Raw genomic sequence first — 19,424 nt, 5'->3', positions numbered from 1 at the left:
TTCCTAAAGAATAAAAAATCCAACTAAAAATTAGTTGGATTTTTTTGTTATTCAATGAATTTTACACATGTTGGTGATGGAACGTCTTCCGTTCCTATAAATTTTAATGCTCCATTTGATTGTTGAATTGAGAAGATAGATAATGTGTTAGATAGTTCATTTCCACAGATTAAATACTTTCCAGTAGGATCTATTTGGAAGTCACGAGGACATTCGCCTTTACAATCAAATACATCAACATATTCTAATTTTCCATTATCATCATTTATATAAAATAAAGTTATAGTGTTATTTCTTATATCTGAAGTATATAAAAATTTATTGTTTTTGTGTATGTGTATAGCTGATGCTAATTTTTCTCCTTTATAATCTTTTGGAAAAATGCTAGTTACTTCAACTTTTTCAAATGGATTTTCTTTTTTTGAGTTGTATTTTAAAGTGAAAATTTCACAGCTTTTTTCTGCTAAAACATAATAAAATGGTTTTGATTTTGAATAAGTTATATGTTTAGGTGCTGAATTTTTTGGAAAAGAGTAACTTAAATGTTTTTTCGCAACCAACTTATCATTATTAAAAGTATATAACATTAAAACATCTTTTCCAGAATCAACTGATAAAATATATTTTTCATCATGTGAGAAGATAGAACAATTTATATGAGAATTTTCATCGTTTAAATCTTTTTCACAATCTTCATTATTAACAGTTACGTGAGATGTTAAAATTATTCCATCTAAAGTATTAAAAACCTTAATCTCATTTTCATTATAATTTGAAGAAATTAAAAGTTGCTTATTTTTTCTTATGCTTACATGACAAGGTTCTTTACCATCTTCAACATTATAATTAATTAAATCCACATAGTCTTTTTCTCCAAAAAATTTGAATGAAGAAACCCCAGATTGTTTTTCTATGCTACAAGTAGAATATAAAATATTTCTTTCTTTATCAATTGCTAAATAGTTAGGATCATCAATTTCATAAGCTAAATTAATTCTATCTATTTTTCCAGATGATGAATTAAAACTAAACTTATAAATTCCTTTACTATCATTATTTGTATGAGTTCCTATAAAGCCAATTATTATATCTTTATTTACTATCATAAAGTAGTGCCCCCTTTTAGTTTATATAATTATAAGTATATCATAAATAAAATATATTAAATATCCAAAAAATAGATGAAAAATATTGGGAATATTAATATATTAGTAAAATAATTACAAATAAATATCTAAGTATTAATAAAAGTATGTGTATGAAAATAAACTGAATAAAATATTATTATAAATTTAATACTTTTAAATAAGGCTATGTTTTAAAACAGTGTTGATATTGTAGTATAAAGCTCATGGACAGAGGAATTTACTTTAAGAACACTAAAATAAAGCTTAGTCCAATTAATGCATGCTCCCAATCAAAGATTGCTGACAAGCAATTAATTGTACAAATCTTCATTAAGAGTTCTAAAAAGCGAATTCCAATGCCAGTTCGCCCTTATACTAAAATATCAACATTCACTTAAAACATAGCCTTAAATAAATATAAATTATTAAAATTGTAATTTATTTTAATATTAAGAATTAAATATTAAATTTTTATAATTATTGATAAATATTAATTTTTTGGTATAATAATTTGTAAATAACAAAAATTTTAAAAGAATTTATAAAAGCACAAATAAGAAGGGGGGCTTTATTAGTGCCTATAAAAATTCCAACAGAATTACCAGCATTTAAAGTATTATCTAACGAGAATATTTTTGTCATGAATGATAATAGAGCTAAGACTCAAGATATAAGACCATTAAAAATTGCAATTCTTAATTTAATGCCAAAAAAAATTTTAGCAGAAAATCAATTATTGAGGCACTTATCTAATACACCATTACAAGTTGAGGTTAAGCTTATTCAAACTAAAAGTTATGTTTCACAAAATACTCCAATAGAACATTTGGAAAAGTTTTATACTTATTTTGATGATATAAGAGATGAAAAGTTTGATGGCTTAATAATAACTGGGGCACCTGTTGAGCAAATGCCATTTGAGGATATTACTTATTGGAATGAATTAACTCAAATAATGGAATGGAGTAAATCCAATGTTTTTTCAACATTGCACATATGTTGGGGAGCTCAAGCAGGATTATATTATCACTATAATATACCAAAATATAAATTAGAAAAGAAAATTTTTGGAGTATTTTCTCATTGGGTAAATGATGAAAATGCCGATTTAACAAGAGGACTTGATGATATATTTTATGCACCACATTCTAGACATACAGAAGTAAAAAAAGAAGATATAAGTAAAATTTCAGAATTGGAAATTTTATCGGAATCCAAAGAGGCGGGTATCTTTATTGTAGCTACTAAAGATAGAAGAAAAATATTCTTTATGGGTCATCCTGAGTATGATAGAAATACATTAAAAGAAGAATATATGAGAGATAGGGAAAAGGGAGATAATATAGATATACCACAAAATTATTTTGTAGATAACGATATAAATAGTACTCCTAAATTTACATGGAGAGGTAGTTCTAATATAATATTTGGTAATTGGTTAAATTATTGTGTATATCAAAATACTCCGTATAACATCAATGATATCTCTAAGTAATAAGAGCTGTGTTTTTAAACACAGCTTATTTCAATGTACACAAAAATAAAAAATTCTATATTATACTTTTAAACATAATTTTTAACTATCACTTATCAACTTTCAACGAATAAATCGTTACTATAATAATAGTATTATTTAAGGATGTTTAAAAAAATTAATTAAATTAATAAAAAAGCTTGTTTTTTTCGGCAATTCTTTATAAAATTAAAAAAAATAATGTATTTTATCTAAAAATGTTACAAATGATAATTTTTAATGTTAGAATATAAATGATTTTAAAAGGACACATTGATAAGTATTTTCAAATGTCTAATTTATAATGTCTAATTTATAAAAAGTAAACGGAGGATTAGTGTGGAACAGAAGAGAGAGAAATTTTCATCAAGTTTAACAGTTTTTTTAGCAACATTAAGTTCCGCTGTAGGTTTAGGTAATATATGGATGTTTCCTTATATTACAGGAGAAAATGGTGGAGCAGCATTTATTATTATATATTTAATATGTGTTGCTTTAGTAGGATTACCTGTACTTATTAGTGAATTTGTAATAGGTAGAGGTACTAGAAGAAACGTATATGGAGCAATTTCAAAGATTACGGATAAAAAGGGCTTTAAAGTTATAGGTATTTTTGCAATACTAGCAACATATTTTATGTTGTTTTTCTATACAGTAGTTGTTGGATGGGTTTATTCATATGTATTTAAAGCGGTAACAGGGTCATTAAAGGGAGTAACATTAGAATCTGCAAGTAATATATTTTATAATACAAGTGTAGGACCTATAGCTCCAATTATTTGGCAGTTAATTGCATTATCAGTTGGTGGAATAATATTAGTTTTAGGGGTTAAGGGTGGCATTGAAAAGTTAACAAAAACCTTAATGCCTGTTTTAATTTTACTTCTTTTAGTATGTGCTTTTAGAAGTTTAACATTATCAAATGCTATAGAAGGTGTGAATTTTTTAATTAAACCTGATTTTTCAAAAGTACATATTGGAGTTGTACTTTCAGCATTAGGATTAGCATTTTTTAAGCTATCAGTTGGAAGTGGAGCAATGATTACATATAGTAGTTATTATACTGATGATAATAACTTGATTGGTACAGCAGGAAAGGTAGCAATATCAGATACTTTAGTATCATTAATAGCAGGCCTTGCTATATTTCCAGCAGTTTTTTCATTTGGATTAGAACCAAGTAGTGGTCCAGGATTATTATTTAATACAGTTCCATTAATATTTGCTAAAATGCCAGGCGGTTGGATTTTGGTAATTATGTTCTTTGCTCTTACTGCAATGGCAGCTACAATGGCGATGTTATCATTATTAGAAGTTTTAATTGCATTTTTTACAGAAGAATTAAAAATAGAAAGAAAGAGAGCAATAATATTAAATATAATAATATTATTAGGAATTGGATCGTTAGCAGCACTATCAGGTAATGCAGAAGGTGTTTTAGGTGATAAACTAATATTGGGATTATCATTTTTTGATTTATGTGATGTGCTTGTATCTAAGATATTTTTACCTATAAATGGATTGTTGATAATTTTATTAGCTGGATACTTTATAAATAAAAAGTATTTAATAGATCAATTAAGTAATAATGGAATATTAAAGAATGAAGCAATAGTAAAAGCTTTAATTTTTATTATTAAATACATATCACCAATACTTATTATAGTAGTATTTTTAAAATCATTTATTTAAATTAAAGTCAATGCTTTAGTAGTGTTTTATAATATGCACAACTAAGCTCGACTGGTTAAATATTTAATATTAACAAAAATAAGGCTTTGATATAATTGCAAAGCCTTATTTTTTTATTCTTTAACTCTCAATTTTCATATCTTCACTCTGAACTAAAAAGCGTGGAGCATTCATTTGGTTCTACTTAATTATTCTTATTTATAGAAGAAATTAATTAAATTTTAATGTAATTACATAAATATATAATAAATACAATTTGAAATATTAGAATAGTAGGGACCCCTAGTGTAAATTTTAAATGTTTAGTTTTATGTCTGAAAGTAAACATTCCATGAAGCATACCAATAGAACCACCAATTAAGGAGATTACAATTAGAGTTTTTTCAGGAATTCGCCATTCTTTGTGTATTGCACGATTTTTATCAATAAACATAATAGAAAAACCAATGAAATTTATAAATAGTAAATATATAATAAAGATTTTAATCATAATTTTCACCTCAGTGTAAATAATATAGTATATTATTTATCTTAGCATAAGTATGAACTCAAAAAAAAGCTATTTCACAATTAAATAAAATAGCTTTTTATATAAATATCAGTTTTTATATGAATATTATAAGTTTTAATAATTGATTTAGCCTCCAAGAGTTACATCTTGATGGTTATACCAATTTAATGCATCATAAAATTCATGCTCTTTAAATGCAGGCCAATATGAGTCTATTACATAAAAATCTGAATAAACACATTGAGCCGGCAAAAAACCACTAAGTCTTCTTCTTCCACCCCATCTTATAATCAGGTCTATTCTGGAAATATCTTTAGAGTGTATATAAGGTATAATCCCCTTATGAGATGAATCATTTTCTTTTAAGATATTTAAATCCCATTCCCAACCATAGTTCATCAAAAAATTAACTTTAATTCCACCAGTTCCAAAAGTAGTTCTTTTTGAAAATGGTAATAGTTCTTTAGGAAATAATTTTGAATCTGTATTTCCTAAAACTAATATTTCACAATTCTCTTTTGTGAGTAATTTAACAGATTCAATGCAAGCGTCAGTGAAGGCTATTTTTTGCTCACTAGGTCTTTTTGTATTATCTACTGTAAATCCATAAAAAGTTACTTCAGATATACCTTCTTTTTGACACAATTTAAAAACTTCAAGGCCAGGATTTATACCGAAGGAATACCCCTTATCTTTTGTTAATCCGTTAGCTAAAGCCCAACGTCTATTTCCATCTGGAATGACGCCTATATGTTTTGGAATTCTCATTTTTTTATCTCCTAATGTAATAAAATTTTAATGTGATTTAAAAATATTAATCTATAAATATAAGTATATCCAATATAGTTAAAAATACACATATAGGTATTTAGTTATGATAAATATATATTAAAAAGTATTAGAGTATAATTAATTTATTTATTAAGATAGTATAGAAGAGTTTATTAAAAATTTTATTTATATAAAATTAACGTAAATAAATATATTTATTTCTAGGGAGGACATATATATGGCAGTTAATGCAAAAAGACAAAAGGAATTAAAAGCTTTAGGTTTTTTATTACAAAATGACAAAGAACATTTTGCAGTAAGATTTTTAGGTAGAGCAGGTAATTTTACAGTAGAGGAATTAAACAATATAAATGTTATTTCTAAAAAGTATGGTAGAGATTATTGCGGAATGACAACAAGACTTCAAATTGAAGTGCCTTGGATAAAAGATGAAGATGTAGAAAAAGTTATTGAAGAAGCAAAGAAGTTAGGTTTAAGACATGGTGGTACAGGGCAAAAATTTAGACCATTAGTATCTTGTAAAGGTACTGTATGTCTTCATGGAAATATTAATACACAAGAAATATGTAGACAATTAGAAGATAAGTATTTTGGAACAGATACCCCTCATAAATGTAAATTAGCAGTAGTTGGTTGTGCTAACAATTGTGCAAAGGCTAATATAAATGATATTGGTATTATGGGAAGAACAGTACCTGAGTTTGTTTTAGAAAAGTGTATTGGATGTGGACTATGTGTTAAGGCTTGTAGACAAAAAGCTTTAGAAGTAGTTGATAAAAAGATAATACATAATAAAGATTTATGTGTTAATTGTGGTGGATGCGTAAGAGAATGCAAATTAGGCGCAGCTGTTGCAAAAGAAAAAGGTGGAGAAATCTTTGTTGGTGGACGATTCGGTAGAGGAATGAGAATTGGAGACTCTTTAGGAAAGATATTTAAAGAAGAAGAAATAATTCCAATGGTTGATAAAATTGTTGACTACTATAGAGAAGTAGGACAACCTGGTGAAAGAATTTCTAAAGTTATGGATAGAATAGGAAAAGAAGAATTTATAAATAATGTTTTAAATAGATCATCTATTTAAAAATATCAATATTCACTTAAAATGGAGCTGAAATAATATTTATAAAGGAATTAAAAGTTCAAGTGGTAATTAATTAGACAACTTGAACTTTTTAATATATGGAAAATTATGATGTTACTTTAGAAGTAATTAATTATAATAATTGAAAAGATACATATAAAAAAGGCTAAATGGTATTTATCGTAATAATATTTTATTCTTTAGGAATTTATATTATTAAAAAATTTGTGGATAACTTTTAAAATAATGTGTTTTAAAGGTATTATGAGTACCCCTAAAGAATAAAAAATAATCATATGCCGCACCATTATTCCTGCACTGCGTTTGGAAAGGGCGCATGGCTAAAAAAATCGACGGCTCCAAAGTCGCCTTAGCGATTTTGTTCTAAGAAAGACTATTATAACAACATTTAATACAAATAAAGTAATAAAATGTAATTTATATTAAAAAATAATTATTATAAATTAGAATTTTGCTTTTTTTATTATATGTTTTAATATAAAATAAGTATATTAAATTAGAACATATAAATATTTAAATAATTATACAAGGTGGAAAAATAATGATAGCAGTATTAGGAATAAAAAAGAATACACCAATAGAAATTAGGGAAAAATTAACTATAAAAGCAAACAAACATGATGAGTATCTAAATAGTTTGTTACAATATTTGGATGAAGTTATCATACTTGCAACTTGTAATAGAACAGAAATTTATTTTAATGTTTCTTATATTAATGAAGAACTATTAAAAAAGATTTTTGAAGTTTTGAATTGGGACTATAGTTATAAAGAACATGTTTTTATATCAGAAGATAAAAGAGCATGTAAGCATTTATTTGAAGTGACTTGTGGTTTTCACTCAAAAATATTAGGGGAAGATCAAATTCTAGGTCAAGTAAAAAGTTCTTATTTTAAGTCTTTAAATATAAAAGCTCTTAATTTAGAACTACAACGATTATTTCAATATGCTATAACATGTGGGAAAAAGTTTAAAAGTCAATCGAGATTATTTGAAATTCCAGTATCATCAGCATCAATAGTTGTAAATGAATCTATTAATAAAGAATGTAAAAAATTCATGGTATTAGGATATGGTGATGTAGGACGTTTAACTATGAAATATTTACTTGCACATAATATAAATGAAGTCTATTTAGCAGTTAGAAATAAGAAAATAAAGACTGGAATTACTGATGATAGAGTAAAAGTAATAGATTTTGAAGAAAAAAATAAATACATAAATGATATGGACTGCGTAATTTCATGTACATCAGCACCTCATATAGTTATAAAAGAGCAGGATATAAATGAAGTAGGAAACAAAATACTAATTTATGATTTAGCAGTTCCAAGAGATGTTGATGATGAGATTAATTATATAGATAGAGCTGAGGTTTATAACATAGATAATATAAGTCACATAAATGATGGTAATAAAAAAATGCGTTTTGATAAGATGGATTCAAATAAATTTATTTTAGAGAAATACTTAAATGAGTATTATGAATGGAAAAGACTAAGAAGTATCACTCCATTAATAGAAGAGTTAAAAGTAACTTCTAAAGAAATATATGATAAGAGAATGACTACATTTAAAAATAAATGTAAAGACAAAAATGATATTGACTTAGCGAATAAAATGATAAAGAGTACATCTGACTATTACATAAATAGAGCTATAGAGGTAATGAAAGAAGAAACTTTAAAGGGAAGTGAAGAGGAATGCTTAAGAATAATAAAGAGCATATTTATGGAGAAAAAATAGATTATTCCTTTGTTTCACTATTTTCTTATAAAATAAATATTGGTGTGATTGGTGGAGGAAGAGCTGGATTTATAAAGATTAAACATTTTTTAAAAATAGGCTGCTATGTTGAAGTCATTTCAAAAGATTTTTGTGAAGAAGTAATAAGTTTATGTGAAGAATTTAAAGAAAGACTGATTTTAATAAAAAATCAGTTTAATTATGAGTTTTTAGAAAATAAACATTTAGTTCTGATAACAATAGATGATAGAGAAATTAACGATAATATAAAAAAATATTGTGATAAGAATTATAAAATATATATAGACTCTTCAAGTTTTAAGAATGGCATGGGTGTTATACCTGTTCAAAGAAATCTTAAAAATATAACTTTTGCATTAAATACAAATGGTGGAAATCCTAAAGGTTCAGTAATGCTTGCAAATAAAGTACAAGATCTATTAGAAAGTTATGATGATTTTATAGCTTTAACAACTAAGATTAGAAATAAAGCTATAAATCTTTCAAAATATAAAAAAGAGATAATAGATTTTATTTCTTGCGATGATTTTAAGTTTTTTTATGACAATCATAAAGAGGAATTAGTATTAAAACTTTACTTTGAAGAAGAAATATTAAATAAATTAATATAGATTATATTTTAAGTTAAAAATTTCGATAGATAAAGGAGAAGTAAGAATAATGAATGAATTAATAATAGCAACTAGAAAAAGTAAGTTGGCTCAAGTTCAAACTGAAATAATTATGGATAAATTAAAATCAAAATTTAATATAAATGGTAGAAAATTACTTATAGTAACTGAGGGAGATAGAAAGCTAGATGTATCATTAAATAAAATAGGTGGTAAAGGACTTTTTGTCAAGGATATCGAACTTGCTCTTTTAAATAAGGAAGCTCATGCTGCAGTTCATAGCATGAAAGATGTTCCTTTTGAAGTTAGTAGTGAATTTGAGATTACAGCTATAACAGGAAGAGAAGATATTAGAGATGCATTTATTTCAAATGGAGATATCTCATTTAAAGATCTTAAACAAGGTGCTAAAGTTGGAACAAGTAGTATAAGAAGAGCAGCACAACTAAAACTGCTAAGAAATGATTTAGAGATAGTACCTATAAGAGGTAATGTTCAAACTAGATTAAAGAAAATGGAAGAACAAAACTTAGATGGAATCGTGCTAGCAGCAGCAGGTCTTAAAAGACTTGGTGATGAAAATTTAATAACAGATTATTTTGACCCAAAGGAATTTTTGCCAGCAGTTTCTCAAGGGGCACTTGGAATTGAGTGCTTAAAAGATGGGGATGCTAATAAATATTTTGAAGCTTTAATAGATGCAGAAGCAACTTTAACTGTGGAAGCTGAAAGAAGTTTTATGAAAGAATTACAAGGTGATTGTCATAGCCTTATTGGAGCTTATTCAGAAATTCAAGGTGATGATTTATACATGATTGGAATATATGATATAGGTGGAAAAATAGTTAAAAAAGATATTTTAGGATGCAAAACTAATAATATTGAATTAGGAAAGAAATTAGCACAAAAAATATTAGAATAATGTTATTTAAGTATGATATTGATGTTTTAATATAATGATAATCATAGAGGAAGTTTGATTTCAAAAATTATAAAAAACAAACTCTAACTATAGATAGCTTTTATACTAAAACATTGATATTCATTTAAGGTGCATATTGAAAATTTACTGAAAGGTGGCTTAGAATTAATAAGAGGTTTATGTAGTAGGCATAACATCTTATTAAAAATAGATTATGAATAAAGTATATATTATAGGTACAGGACCAGGAGATGAAGAGTTATTAACTATAAAGGCTGTGAACAAATTAAAAGAATGTACAGCAGTTTTATATGATAGATTAGTTTCAAATAATATTTTAAATTATTTAAGCGATTCTTGTGAAATTTATTATTGTGGAAAAGAACCAGGAGCACATTATAAAACACAAGAAGAAATAAATGAAATGCTAGTAAAATTAGCAAAAAAAGGTCATATAGTTGGAAGAGTTAAAGGTGGAGACCCCTATGTTTTTGGAAGAGGAGGAGAAGAAGTATTAGCTCTTAAGGAAGAAAATATTCCGTTTGAAGTAATACCAGGAGTAACTTCTCCAATAGCAGTATTAAATTATGCAGGAATCCCAATAACTCATAGAGGAATAGCTCAAAGTTTTCATGTTGTAACTGGAATGTCAGCAAAACATATTAAGTCTAATTTCAAAGCATTAGCTATGGAAGAAGGAACTTTAGTATTTATGATGGGATTAAGCAATTTAGAAAACATAGTACATGAACTTGTATTAAATGGAAAAGATATTTCTACACCTTGTGGAGTTGTTATGAGAGGAACTTCAAGTAAGCAAAAGAAGGTAGTTGGAACTCTAGAGAATATATGTGAAAAAGTAGAGGAAGCTAAATTACAATCACCATGTATAATTGTTATTGGTGAAGTGGTTAATTTAAATGAAGACTTAGCTTGGTATGAACATAAACCTTTGTTTGGCAAAAATATTTGTGTAACTAGATCTCAAAAACAAGCAGCTACTTTAAAGCAAAAGTTAAGAGATATGGGTGCTGAAGTTACGGCTTTAAGTGCTATAGAAATAGAAAGTACAGCTAGTAATTTAGATATCTATATGGATGATTTAGAAAATTATGATCATATAGTATTTACTTCTGTGAATTCAGTTGATATATTCTTTGACTATTTAATAGAAAAGAAATATGATATAAGAAAATTACAAGCTAAAGTATCAGCTATAGGTAAAGCAACATGGCAAGCTCTTGAAAGAAGAGGTATAATATGTTTTGTGAAAGCTAGAGAATTTATAGGTGCTGGATTAATAAAAGTGTTAAAACCACATGTTAAAGAAAATGAAAAAGTACTTATTCCATGTTCATCATTAGCAAAGTCAGATATAGCAGATGAATTATCTAATGTAGGTGCTAATGTAGATAGAGTATTTATTTATGATACAGTAAAAGGAAGAGTAAGAAATAAAAGAGCATTTGATGAAGTTGATATAGTATTTTTTACAAGCCCATCAACTGTATATAACATGATAGATATGGTTGGCTTAGATGCTATTAAAGAAAAACAAGTTATAGCAATAGGCACTAGAACTAATAAACCACTTGAAGAGTTAGGAATAAAGGCTTATATTTGTAAGGAGCATTCACAAGATGGATTTTTAAAAGAAATTGAGTCATTTGTAAAAGATATGGAGGCGTAATTATGATAAAAAGAGGTAGAAGATTAAGAGCAACATCAGCTATTAGAGATATGATAAGAGAAACTACACTACATACTAAGGATTTTATATATCCTATATTTGTTGTAGAAGGAGAAAATATAAAGAAAGAAATTTCTTCTTTACCAGATAATTATCATTATTCAATAGATAGATTACATGAAGTAATTGCAGAAGTTGAAAAAGCTAACATTGCAGGAGTGCTTTTATTTGGTATTCCAGAGCATAAAGATGCTTGTGGAAGTGAAGCATATAATGATAACGGAATTGTTCAACAAGCTGTAAGAAAGATTAAGGAGTTAAATAAAGAACTACTTGTTATAACAGATGTTTGCATGTGTGAATACACATCTCATGGACATTGTGGAATAATTCATGAATCCGATGTAGATAATGATGAGACACTTGAATACTTAGGAAAAATTGCAGTATCTCATTCAAAGGCAGGAGCTGATATGGTAGCACCTTCAGATATGATGGACGGTAGAATTGGATTTATGAGAAAAGCATTAGATGACAATGGATTTAAAAACGTAAGTATAATGAGTTATTCTGCAAAATATTGTTCAGCATTTTATGGACCATTTAGGGAGGCAGCAGGATCAGCACCAGAATTTGGGGATAGAAAAACTTATCAAATGGATCCAGCCAATAGATTAGAAGCATTAAGAGAAACAGAAAAAGACATAGAAGAAGGCTGCGACATTATAATGGTTAAGCCAGCATTACCTTATTTAGACGTAATTAGAGAATGCAAAGAAAACTTTAAGATGCCTCTTGCAGCTTATAATGTAAGTGGTGAATATGCAATGGTTAAAGCAGCAGGCAAACAAGGACTTATAGATGAAGAAAGAATAATAATGGAAATTTTAACTTCAATAAAGAGAGCTGGAGCAGATATAATAATAACTTATCATGCATTAGAAGCGGCACAAATTTTAAATAGATAAATTTTAGTTGAGAATTGATAGTGGAAAGTGTAGAGTTAAGGAGAAAATTCCTAGTAGAATTTTAAAATATATTTTTTAGAAAGTCTTTAGGAGTTTTAACTGAAACTCTCAATTATCCACTTTTTATTGAATATATTGAGTAAAATTAAGTTTTATTACAAGTATTTTAATGATATGTACAGGGAGTGAATATAATGAATAGTTTAGAGATATTCGAAGAATCAAAGAAATATATGCCAGGTGGAGTAAATAGTCCTGTTAGATGTTTTAAAGAGATGGGAATGAATCCTCCAGTTATAAAGTCAGGAAAAGACGTAATTATTAAAGATGAAGACGGAAAAGAATATATAGATTTTGTTTTAGCATGGGGGCCACTACTTTTAGGACATTGTGATGAAGATGTAGTAAGTGCTATTAAAGAAACATGTGAAAATGCTTTAGCTTTTGGAGCACCAACTAAGTTAGAATTAGAACTAAGTAAATTTATGTGTGAAAATTTAGATAATGTAGACATGATAAGAATGGTTAATTCAGGTACAGAAGCTACTATGAGTGCTGTAAAGCTTGCAAGAGGATATACTGGAAAGAGTAAGATAGTTAAATTTGCAGGATGTTATCATGGACATTTTGATGGATTTTTAATAGAAGCAGGTTCAGGAGTACTTACAGAAGGAATTCCAGGATCTCTTGGAGTACCAAAGGAAAGTGTAGAAAACACATTAATAGGACTATATAATGATAAAACTCAAATAAAAGAACTTTTTAAAAAGCAAGGAAATGAAATTGCTGCTGTTATCATAGAGCCAGTTGCAGGAAATATGGGTGTTATAAAGGCCAACGAAGATTTTATTAAGGAATTAAGATCTTTATGTGATGAATATGGTGCATTGCTTATATTTGATGAAGTAATGACAGGATTCAGAGTGGCATTTAAGGGAGCACAAACATTATTTGATGTTAAGCCTGATTTAATTACATATGCCAAAATAATGGGTGGCGGTCTTCCATGTGGAGCATATGCTGGTAAGAAAGAAATAATGGAAAAGTTATCTCCATGTGGAGGAGTTTACCAAGCAGGAACAATGTCAGGAAATCCTATTGTAATGGCAGCAGGACTTGCTACATTAACTAAGCTGAAAAATAATATGGAATTATATGATCATGTTGAAAAAATGGGTAAAAAACTTCAAGAAGGTCTTATAGAAATAGCAAAAGAAAATGATGTACCATTAACAATAAATAGGGTTGGTGGAATGTTAACATTATTCTTTACAGAATTAGAAAAAGTAAATACATATGAAGATGTGAAAACTTGTAATAACGAAAGATTTAAAAGATATTTTAAACACATGTTAAATGAAGGCTTTAATATTGCACCATCACAATTTGAAGCTATGTTTTTAAGTGTAAAGCATACAGAAGAACATATTGATGAGTTCTTAGATGCATTTAAGAGGTTTTCTGTAAATGAAAAATAATAAAGCTATTATATTAGTTAGTTTTGGTACATCAAATACCGAAGCTATAAAAAAATGTATAGATCCAATAGAAAATGAGATAAGAGAAGTTTATGGAAGTGAATATTTAGTTTTTAAGTGTTTTACATCTAAAATAATACTAAGAAAATTATCAAATGATTTTGGTATTTATATATTACATTTTGAGGAAGCTTTAAGAGGTGCAAAATTAAAGGATTGTACGGATATTATAATAATGCCTTTAAATGTACTTCATGGAAATGAGTATGAGAAAATAAAAGAATTTGTTTCTAAATATAGTCATGAGTTTAATAAAATTATATTAGGAAATCCTATTTTACAATTAGATAATAAATCTAAAGGAATGGTATTTAGTAATATAGTAGACGGTATAAAAAATGAATTACCTAAAGATAAAAATTTATTATTAATAGGTCATGGTACAACAAATAAATCTGATATTGTATATAGCATGTTTCAAAAAGAATTATTAAATATGAATTATGAAAATGTACTTATAGGAACTTTAGAAGGAAAAATTTCTATAAATGAAATTTTAGATAAAATTATAATAAGACAAATAAAAGAAATAACTATAGTACCATTTTTATCAGTATCTGGTAAGCATATTACTAAAGATATATTTGGAGAAAATAAGGATTCATGGAAGTGTATGATAGAAGCTAAAGGTGTAAAAGTAACATGTTTTAATAAATCTTTAACAGAACTTTTAAGTGTAAAAAGATTATATATAGAAAATATTAAAGAGTTAATAAATAAATTATAATTATTAAATGGTAACAATATAAAAGAACTAAATCTGAATGATTAAATTAATCTATCAGATTTAGTTCTTTTAGGTTTAATAATTAGGCTATGTTTTAGCAGAGTGTTGATATATGCATAAGCAAAGTGGGCGGAATGTAAAAAGGAAACTCGACTTCGCTGAGTAAGTTCGAGGAGCGAAATATAAAATTTCGACTCTCACTTAAGAACACTAAAATGAGTATAGTTCCATTTTAGCTTGTTCCCAATATAAAATTAGGACAAGCAGTAAATGTAACAATACTCATTAAGGGTTCTAAAAGTCCATTTACAATGCCACTTCACCTATTGCATATATCAACACTGTTTTAAAACATAGCCAATAATTATAATGTTTTTTTATGTGGATATATGTTTAATGAATATTGATATGTTATAAATGTGATTTTATCCATTGGCTAATATCATCAATCACATAATCACGTTCAGGTTCGTTAAGAATTTCATGATATAAACCATCATAAATTTTAATTGTTTTATCAGATGATTTTATTGCATTATAGAATTTCTCTGAATCTTTACATGAAACAAGCTTGTCTTCTTTTCCGTGAAGAATTAATACTGGAAATTCAAATTTATGTAAATCTTTATTTAAAGATTTAAGAGCTTTTTGAATTTCAGTATATAAGCTATCTGAGACTTCTTTTAATATTAAAGAATCTTTAATATAATTATTTACTACATTTTTATCACTACAAATTAGTTTTTCTACATCATTTGCAATATAAGTATCATTAGTATTATTTGTTAAAGCGCTAGACATAATAAGTCCACTAGCTTTATTGGGATAGTTTATTGCAAATTCTGCTATAGCTAATCCCCCTAAATCATGTCCAATTAAAAATATTGGTAGATGTTTATTTTCTTTTTTTGCTATATCTACCATAAAATTTATATCTTGAATTATTTCATCAAAGTTATTACAATGACCTCTTGTACCATGAGATTTTCCATGTCCTCTATGATCAAAAAGATAAGTACTAAAACCATCCATATTTAAATTTTTAATCAAATGTTCATAACGATTACAATGTTCGGTTAAGCCATGAGCTATAATAAGCACTGCTTTAGCATTATCAACTAAGCTTTTTCTTACATAAAGCTTAGTCCCATCAAATGAATTTAGAAATTGTGAAATAATCATAAGTAATTATATCCTCCTAAAAATTATATTTTAAGTATTTTTATGAGATATATTATAATACTTACCATAGAATTTATATAGTGTATATTGTAAAATAATTTATAAATTTAAAAATTTACACTAATAAATAGATTTGTTAATATATAAATAAGTGTATTAGTATATAATGATAAATAAGGAGGAGTATATATGGATGACAAAATTATAGATTTTAATGAGTTGAAAAATAAAGCTAAGGATAAAGATGTAGATAAATTTGAAAGTTATATTTATTCTATGTATTATGAATTAGCTGCTGGAAATTTAACAATGCAAGATTTTTCTAAAAATATCATGACATATATGGGAGAAAATAACATTTCACAAGATAAGTTATTAAATATACAGAAGAAATTCTTAGAGAGATATGGAATAGACTCTTCTATGATTGAAGAACAACTAAAAATGGCAGGTATAAATTTAAATAAAATGCCAAATGGTTATGAGTCTATTAGAAAAACCATGGGATTTCAAGAAAAATATAAGAGCAGAATTAAAGTGAAAACAGTATCTGAATACACAATAAGTAATGAGAAAAATAATCTAACAGCATTAATAGAAGAAGATCAAATGAGGTTAATAAGTCTTCAAAAGATAGATTTAAGTGATAATGAATTAAATGAATTTATATGTTCATATAAAAAAGTTATAGAAAATGATAAATTAAAAGTTGTATTATCTGAAAACATTAAATCATATGAATATTAAATGTGAATAAAACCCTCTTTTAAACAAAGAATATATTAAAACCTATTGTTTAGAAGAGGACTTTTTATATGGAAATAAGAAATAAGAAGCACTATGATAGAGTAGTTTTAACTATGAAAGAAAAGTATGTGGGCATAAGGAACAATTTTAAAAAGATATATCTATTGATAAAGGAGCAATGCTATAATCATGTGTTGATATATGCCACTTTCCCCATTGCATATATCAACACATATCCTAAAATTAAAATCTCCATTATATTAATTAATATAATGGAGATTTTTTTACTATAAACTTTAATACTTCTTTGGTTAGATCGATTATATCTTGTGTAAATATGTTTGACATATCATGTGAAGTACCTTCTAAAGGTACTAATTGAGCAGATGCTTTTTCCTCAACACATTTATTATATAAGTCTAAAGAACTTTCATAAGGAACAAGGGAATCACTCTTACTATGAATTATCAAAGTATCTGGAATGTTAGAATTAATATAATTAATAGGGTTAAATTCAGAGGCTATAGAGCTTCTATCATTTATAGAATTAAAAATATTTGTTAAGTCCCAATTCAAATCAGATGTATCTAACAAATTAAGATCTGTAGGACCGAAAAAATCAATGACATATTTCACTTTTGAAGGATACTTAGCTAAATCTACATCATCAGTAAAATCATCATTTGAAGTATATGCACTCATCAATGATAAATGAGCACCAGATGACATACCTATAATTCCAATTTGGTTTGGATTCATATTATAGTCTTCGCTATTTTTGTAAATCCATCTTAAAGTATCTTTTATATCACATATTTGTTTTTCGAAATTTTCATGCGAACGCATAAGTTCGTATTCTGTACTTATTATAGTAAATCCATTATTTCTAAATATATCTAGTATTGGAGTGATAAATTGAGGAATGCTCTTATCACCATATACCCAACTTCCACCATGTACATATAGAATTACAGGAGAACTCTTATAGATATTTTTCAAAGGTTTATAAATATCTAATTTTAATTGTACATTATTAGTATCTTTATAGATTATATCTTTATAATCTACATCATTAGTCGGTGAGAATTCAAATTCTTTATTTAACGAAAAATTATCTTTTAAAGAAATTACATCTTTAACAATAGTATAAGTTAATTGAATTTTTTTTCTAAAGATTATTCCTAAGCTAATACTTAAAATTAATATAATTATTAATGAAAATTTAAAAATTTTTTTTATAATACGCATAAAAACACCACAACTTAAAATTAATATAATAACTATTATATCATAAGTATATAATGATTATACTATGTATTAATTTAATAAATATATATGATTTATTTAAGATTTTAGGAGAAATAATATGTTAATAGAAATCATATAAATAATTTATAGATAATAAAAATAGAGAATACAGTCGCCTGCTAGATTTTTTCAAATGAATTTAAAAAGGCAGATGCGTAAAAAAATAAACGCTCTACAGTCGCTTAGTGATTTTTTTATAAGGAGAGAATATATGAATAATCCTTTTGATATACTTATATATTTAGATGAAAACTTAGTTAGAAATTTATCTTCTTTAGTTTTATCAGGTTATATAGATACAAGAATTCAAAAAAGAATTAGAGATGCAAAAGTTTCTGAAGGAGTTCATTTTGATAGTAGGAGTGGTTCTTTTCAACAGGAAACTGAAGGAAAAAACGAAAGAGAAGGATATAGAGATGAAAATAAAGGCAATTTGGTAAATGCAGAACAGCATAATCAAGTATGGAAAGATTTTAATGGTACAGGAAACGTAAGGTTAGAAGAAGAAATACGTAGGACATATACAACATTTGTTCTTAATGGAAATCTTAATAATTTTTTTAATAAAGGGGAAATATTGCATTCTAGAAATGCTATTAATATATTAAACGATGAAGTTGAATCAGGAGAATTAGTAGAAATCACAGGACAAATAACTAATCAATCAATTGTGTCTTATGTAGAAACTTTAATTGCTTTATTAAGTGCTATAGGGTGTGACAAATTAGATCCATTATTAGATAAAGAAAAATATAAATTTATAAATTTTTCAGTTCTCTTAAAATTATTAAATAACTTAAAAGGAACACTGACTTTAAATAATACTGAGGATTTAATTATGACCACAGGGGATTGTACTACTGTTTTAACTGTTAATAAAAACAATTTTATGAATAACGATTATAATATCTTTGATAAAATAAATTGTGAATGTAAAGTAATTGGCAAGGTAGTAAAAACATGCTGTGGATCAGGATGTATAAATTTTTTAAGAAAAACAGGTACAGAAAAGTTTTATGAAGATCTTTTAAATTATTGTGATTCGCTTTTAGAATGTTTAAAAGATAATGGGATAATAGTACCTGAAAGACCTTGTTGCAAAGTTGAAAATAAGGGAATACAATTAATGCCAATAAGCATTTCTATCTGAGAATAGTTATGCTTATTTGTATTTAAAATAAAAACACTTGTTTTCTGTATAAGGACATGATAATATATATATA

Annotated in this window: 17 protein-coding genes; 12 read left to right on the top strand and 5 right to left on the bottom strand. The window is 26.3% G+C overall.

Annotated elements, in window-relative coordinates:
• Positions 1-47: 47 nt before the first annotated feature.
• A complete protein-coding gene (locus NG901_RS09205) occupies positions 48-1,106 on the bottom strand; it encodes a lactonase family protein (RefSeq protein WP_252213847.1) in 1,059 nt (352 codons plus the stop codon).
• Between the two features lie 595 nt (positions 1,107-1,701).
• Here NG901_RS09205 and metA point away from each other — a divergent pair.
• Both metA and NG901_RS09195 read left to right on the top strand, forming a co-directional pair.
• Positions 1,702-2,622 carry a homoserine O-acetyltransferase MetA gene (gene metA, locus NG901_RS09200; RefSeq protein ID WP_252213845.1) on the top strand — a complete coding sequence of 307 codons (921 nt, stop codon included), beginning with the start codon at positions 1,702-1,704 and terminating at the stop codon, positions 2,620-2,622.
• 357 nt (positions 2,623-2,979) lie between these two features.
• The gene (locus NG901_RS09195) at positions 2,980-4,332 is read left to right on the top strand and encodes a sodium-dependent transporter (RefSeq protein WP_252213843.1); all 1,353 of its coding nucleotides are present in this window, start codon (positions 2,980-2,982) and stop codon (positions 4,330-4,332) included.
• 214 nt (positions 4,333-4,546) lie between these two features.
• On the opposite strand, the gene NG901_RS09190 is transcribed toward NG901_RS09195, so the two are convergent.
• Positions 4,547-4,822 (bottom strand): DUF1294 domain-containing protein, encoded by a 276-nt coding sequence (locus NG901_RS09190; protein ID WP_252213841.1) that lies wholly within the window; start codon positions 4,820-4,822, stop codon positions 4,547-4,549.
• Positions 4,823-4,969: 147 nt separating this feature from the next.
• On the bottom strand, positions 4,970-5,611 hold the full coding sequence (locus NG901_RS09185) for an undecaprenyl diphosphate synthase family protein (protein ID WP_252213839.1): 642 nt from the start codon (positions 5,609-5,611) through the stop codon (positions 4,970-4,972).
• Positions 5,612-5,852: 241 nt separating this feature from the next.
• Between NG901_RS09185 and NG901_RS09180 the strand changes: the two genes are divergently transcribed.
• From NG901_RS09180 to NG901_RS09145, 8 genes are all read left to right on the top strand, one after another.
• Positions 5,853-6,719 carry a ferredoxin-like domain-containing protein gene (locus NG901_RS09180; RefSeq protein ID WP_252213837.1) on the top strand — a complete coding sequence of 289 codons (867 nt, stop codon included), beginning with the start codon at positions 5,853-5,855 and terminating at the stop codon, positions 6,717-6,719.
• A 562-nt stretch (positions 6,720-7,281) separates the two neighbouring features.
• The gene (hemA, locus tag NG901_RS09175) at positions 7,282-8,487 is read left to right on the top strand and encodes a glutamyl-tRNA reductase (protein ID WP_252213835.1); all 1,206 of its coding nucleotides are present in this window, start codon (positions 7,282-7,284) and stop codon (positions 8,485-8,487) included.
• Entirely contained in the window at positions 8,445-9,119 is a 675-nt protein-coding gene (locus tag NG901_RS09170) for an NAD(P)-dependent oxidoreductase (RefSeq protein WP_252213833.1), read from the top strand. Before hemA ends, NG901_RS09170 begins: the two co-directional genes overlap by 43 nt.
• 49 nt (positions 9,120-9,168) lie before the next feature.
• Positions 9,169-10,041, top strand: coding sequence for a hydroxymethylbilane synthase (gene hemC / locus NG901_RS09165; RefSeq protein ID WP_252213831.1), 873 nt, complete (start codon positions 9,169-9,171; stop codon positions 10,039-10,041).
• Between the two features lie 214 nt (positions 10,042-10,255).
• A complete protein-coding gene (gene cobA / locus NG901_RS09160) occupies positions 10,256-11,731 on the top strand; it encodes a uroporphyrinogen-III C-methyltransferase (protein ID WP_252213829.1) in 1,476 nt (491 codons plus the stop codon).
• Positions 11,732-11,733: 2 nt separating this feature from the next.
• Positions 11,734-12,699 (top strand): porphobilinogen synthase, encoded by a 966-nt coding sequence (hemB, locus tag NG901_RS09155; RefSeq protein ID WP_252213827.1) that lies wholly within the window; start codon positions 11,734-11,736, stop codon positions 12,697-12,699.
• 194 nt (positions 12,700-12,893) lie between these two features.
• Positions 12,894-14,177: a glutamate-1-semialdehyde 2,1-aminomutase gene (gene hemL, locus NG901_RS09150; protein ID WP_252213825.1), complete on the top strand. Its 1,284-nt coding sequence runs from the start codon at positions 12,894-12,896 to the stop codon at positions 14,175-14,177.
• Positions 14,167-14,964 (top strand): sirohydrochlorin cobaltochelatase, encoded by a 798-nt coding sequence (locus NG901_RS09145; RefSeq protein ID WP_252213823.1) that lies wholly within the window; start codon positions 14,167-14,169, stop codon positions 14,962-14,964. The genes hemL and NG901_RS09145 overlap by 11 nt, the downstream gene beginning before the upstream one ends.
• A gap of 411 nt (positions 14,965-15,375) precedes the next feature.
• Here the strand turns inward: NG901_RS09145 and NG901_RS09140 are convergent, their stop codons facing one another.
• Positions 15,376-16,146 (bottom strand): alpha/beta hydrolase, encoded by a 771-nt coding sequence (locus NG901_RS09140; protein WP_252213821.1) that lies wholly within the window; start codon positions 16,144-16,146, stop codon positions 15,376-15,378.
• A gap of 189 nt (positions 16,147-16,335) precedes the next feature.
• Here NG901_RS09140 and NG901_RS09135 point away from each other — a divergent pair, with 189 nt between their 5' ends.
• Complete coding sequence (locus NG901_RS09135) at positions 16,336-16,893, top strand: DUF3867 domain-containing protein (RefSeq protein ID WP_252213819.1); 558 nt, start codon at positions 16,336-16,338, stop codon at positions 16,891-16,893.
• Between the two features lie 264 nt (positions 16,894-17,157).
• Here NG901_RS09135 and NG901_RS09130 read toward each other — a convergent pair whose 3' ends face one another.
• On the bottom strand, positions 17,158-18,141 hold the full coding sequence (locus NG901_RS09130; protein ID WP_252213817.1) for an alpha/beta hydrolase: 984 nt from the start codon (positions 18,139-18,141) through the stop codon (positions 17,158-17,160).
• Positions 18,142-18,412: 271 nt separating this feature from the next.
• Here NG901_RS09130 and NG901_RS09125 point away from each other — a divergent pair, with 271 nt between their 5' ends.
• Entirely contained in the window at positions 18,413-19,351 is a 939-nt protein-coding gene (locus NG901_RS09125; RefSeq protein ID WP_252213815.1) for a DUF6414 family protein, read from the top strand.
• The last annotated feature ends 73 nt before the right edge of the window (positions 19,352-19,424 follow it).

It is taken from the genome of Clostridium sp. CMCC3677 (genome assembly GCF_023845585.1).
GTDB lineage: Bacteria > Bacillota > Clostridia > Clostridiales > Clostridiaceae > Clostridium > Clostridium aquiflavi.
The sequence above is the reverse complement of the archived record's forward strand: the minus strand, read 5'-3'. Positions and strand labels throughout refer to the sequence as shown.

Excerpts from the sequence above, each read along its gene's own strand:
- NG901_RS09205 (WP_252213847.1), bottom strand. The coding sequence starts at position 1,106 with ATGATAGTAAATAAAGATATAATAATTGGCTTTATAGGAACTCATACA.
- NG901_RS09190 (WP_252213841.1), bottom strand. The coding sequence starts at position 4,822 with ATGATTAAAATCTTTATTATATATTTACTATTTATAAATTTCATTGGT.
- NG901_RS09185 (WP_252213839.1), bottom strand. The coding sequence starts at position 5,611 with ATGAGAATTCCAAAACATATAGGCGTCATTCCAGATGGAAATAGACGT.
- NG901_RS09180 (WP_252213837.1), top strand. The coding sequence starts at position 5,853 with ATGGCAGTTAATGCAAAAAGACAAAAGGAATTAAAAGCTTTAGGTTTT.
- hemA (WP_252213835.1), top strand. The coding sequence starts at position 7,282 with ATGATAGCAGTATTAGGAATAAAAAAGAATACACCAATAGAAATTAGG.
- NG901_RS09170 (WP_252213833.1), top strand. The coding sequence starts at position 8,445 with ATGCTTAAGAATAATAAAGAGCATATTTATGGAGAAAAAATAGATTAT.
- hemC (WP_252213831.1), top strand. The coding sequence starts at position 9,169 with ATGAATGAATTAATAATAGCAACTAGAAAAAGTAAGTTGGCTCAAGTT.
- cobA (WP_252213829.1), top strand. The coding sequence starts at position 10,256 with ATGAATAAAGTATATATTATAGGTACAGGACCAGGAGATGAAGAGTTA.
- hemB (WP_252213827.1), top strand. The coding sequence starts at position 11,734 with ATGATAAAAAGAGGTAGAAGATTAAGAGCAACATCAGCTATTAGAGAT.
- hemL (WP_252213825.1), top strand. The coding sequence starts at position 12,894 with ATGAATAGTTTAGAGATATTCGAAGAATCAAAGAAATATATGCCAGGT.
- NG901_RS09145 (WP_252213823.1), top strand. The coding sequence starts at position 14,167 with ATGAAAAATAATAAAGCTATTATATTAGTTAGTTTTGGTACATCAAAT.
- NG901_RS09140 (WP_252213821.1), bottom strand. The coding sequence starts at position 16,146 with ATGATTATTTCACAATTTCTAAATTCATTTGATGGGACTAAGCTTTAT.
- NG901_RS09135 (WP_252213819.1), top strand. The coding sequence starts at position 16,336 with ATGGATGACAAAATTATAGATTTTAATGAGTTGAAAAATAAAGCTAAG.
- NG901_RS09130 (WP_252213817.1), bottom strand. The coding sequence starts at position 18,141 with ATGCGTATTATAAAAAAAATTTTTAAATTTTCATTAATAATTATATTA.
- NG901_RS09125 (WP_252213815.1), top strand. The coding sequence starts at position 18,413 with ATGAATAATCCTTTTGATATACTTATATATTTAGATGAAAACTTAGTT.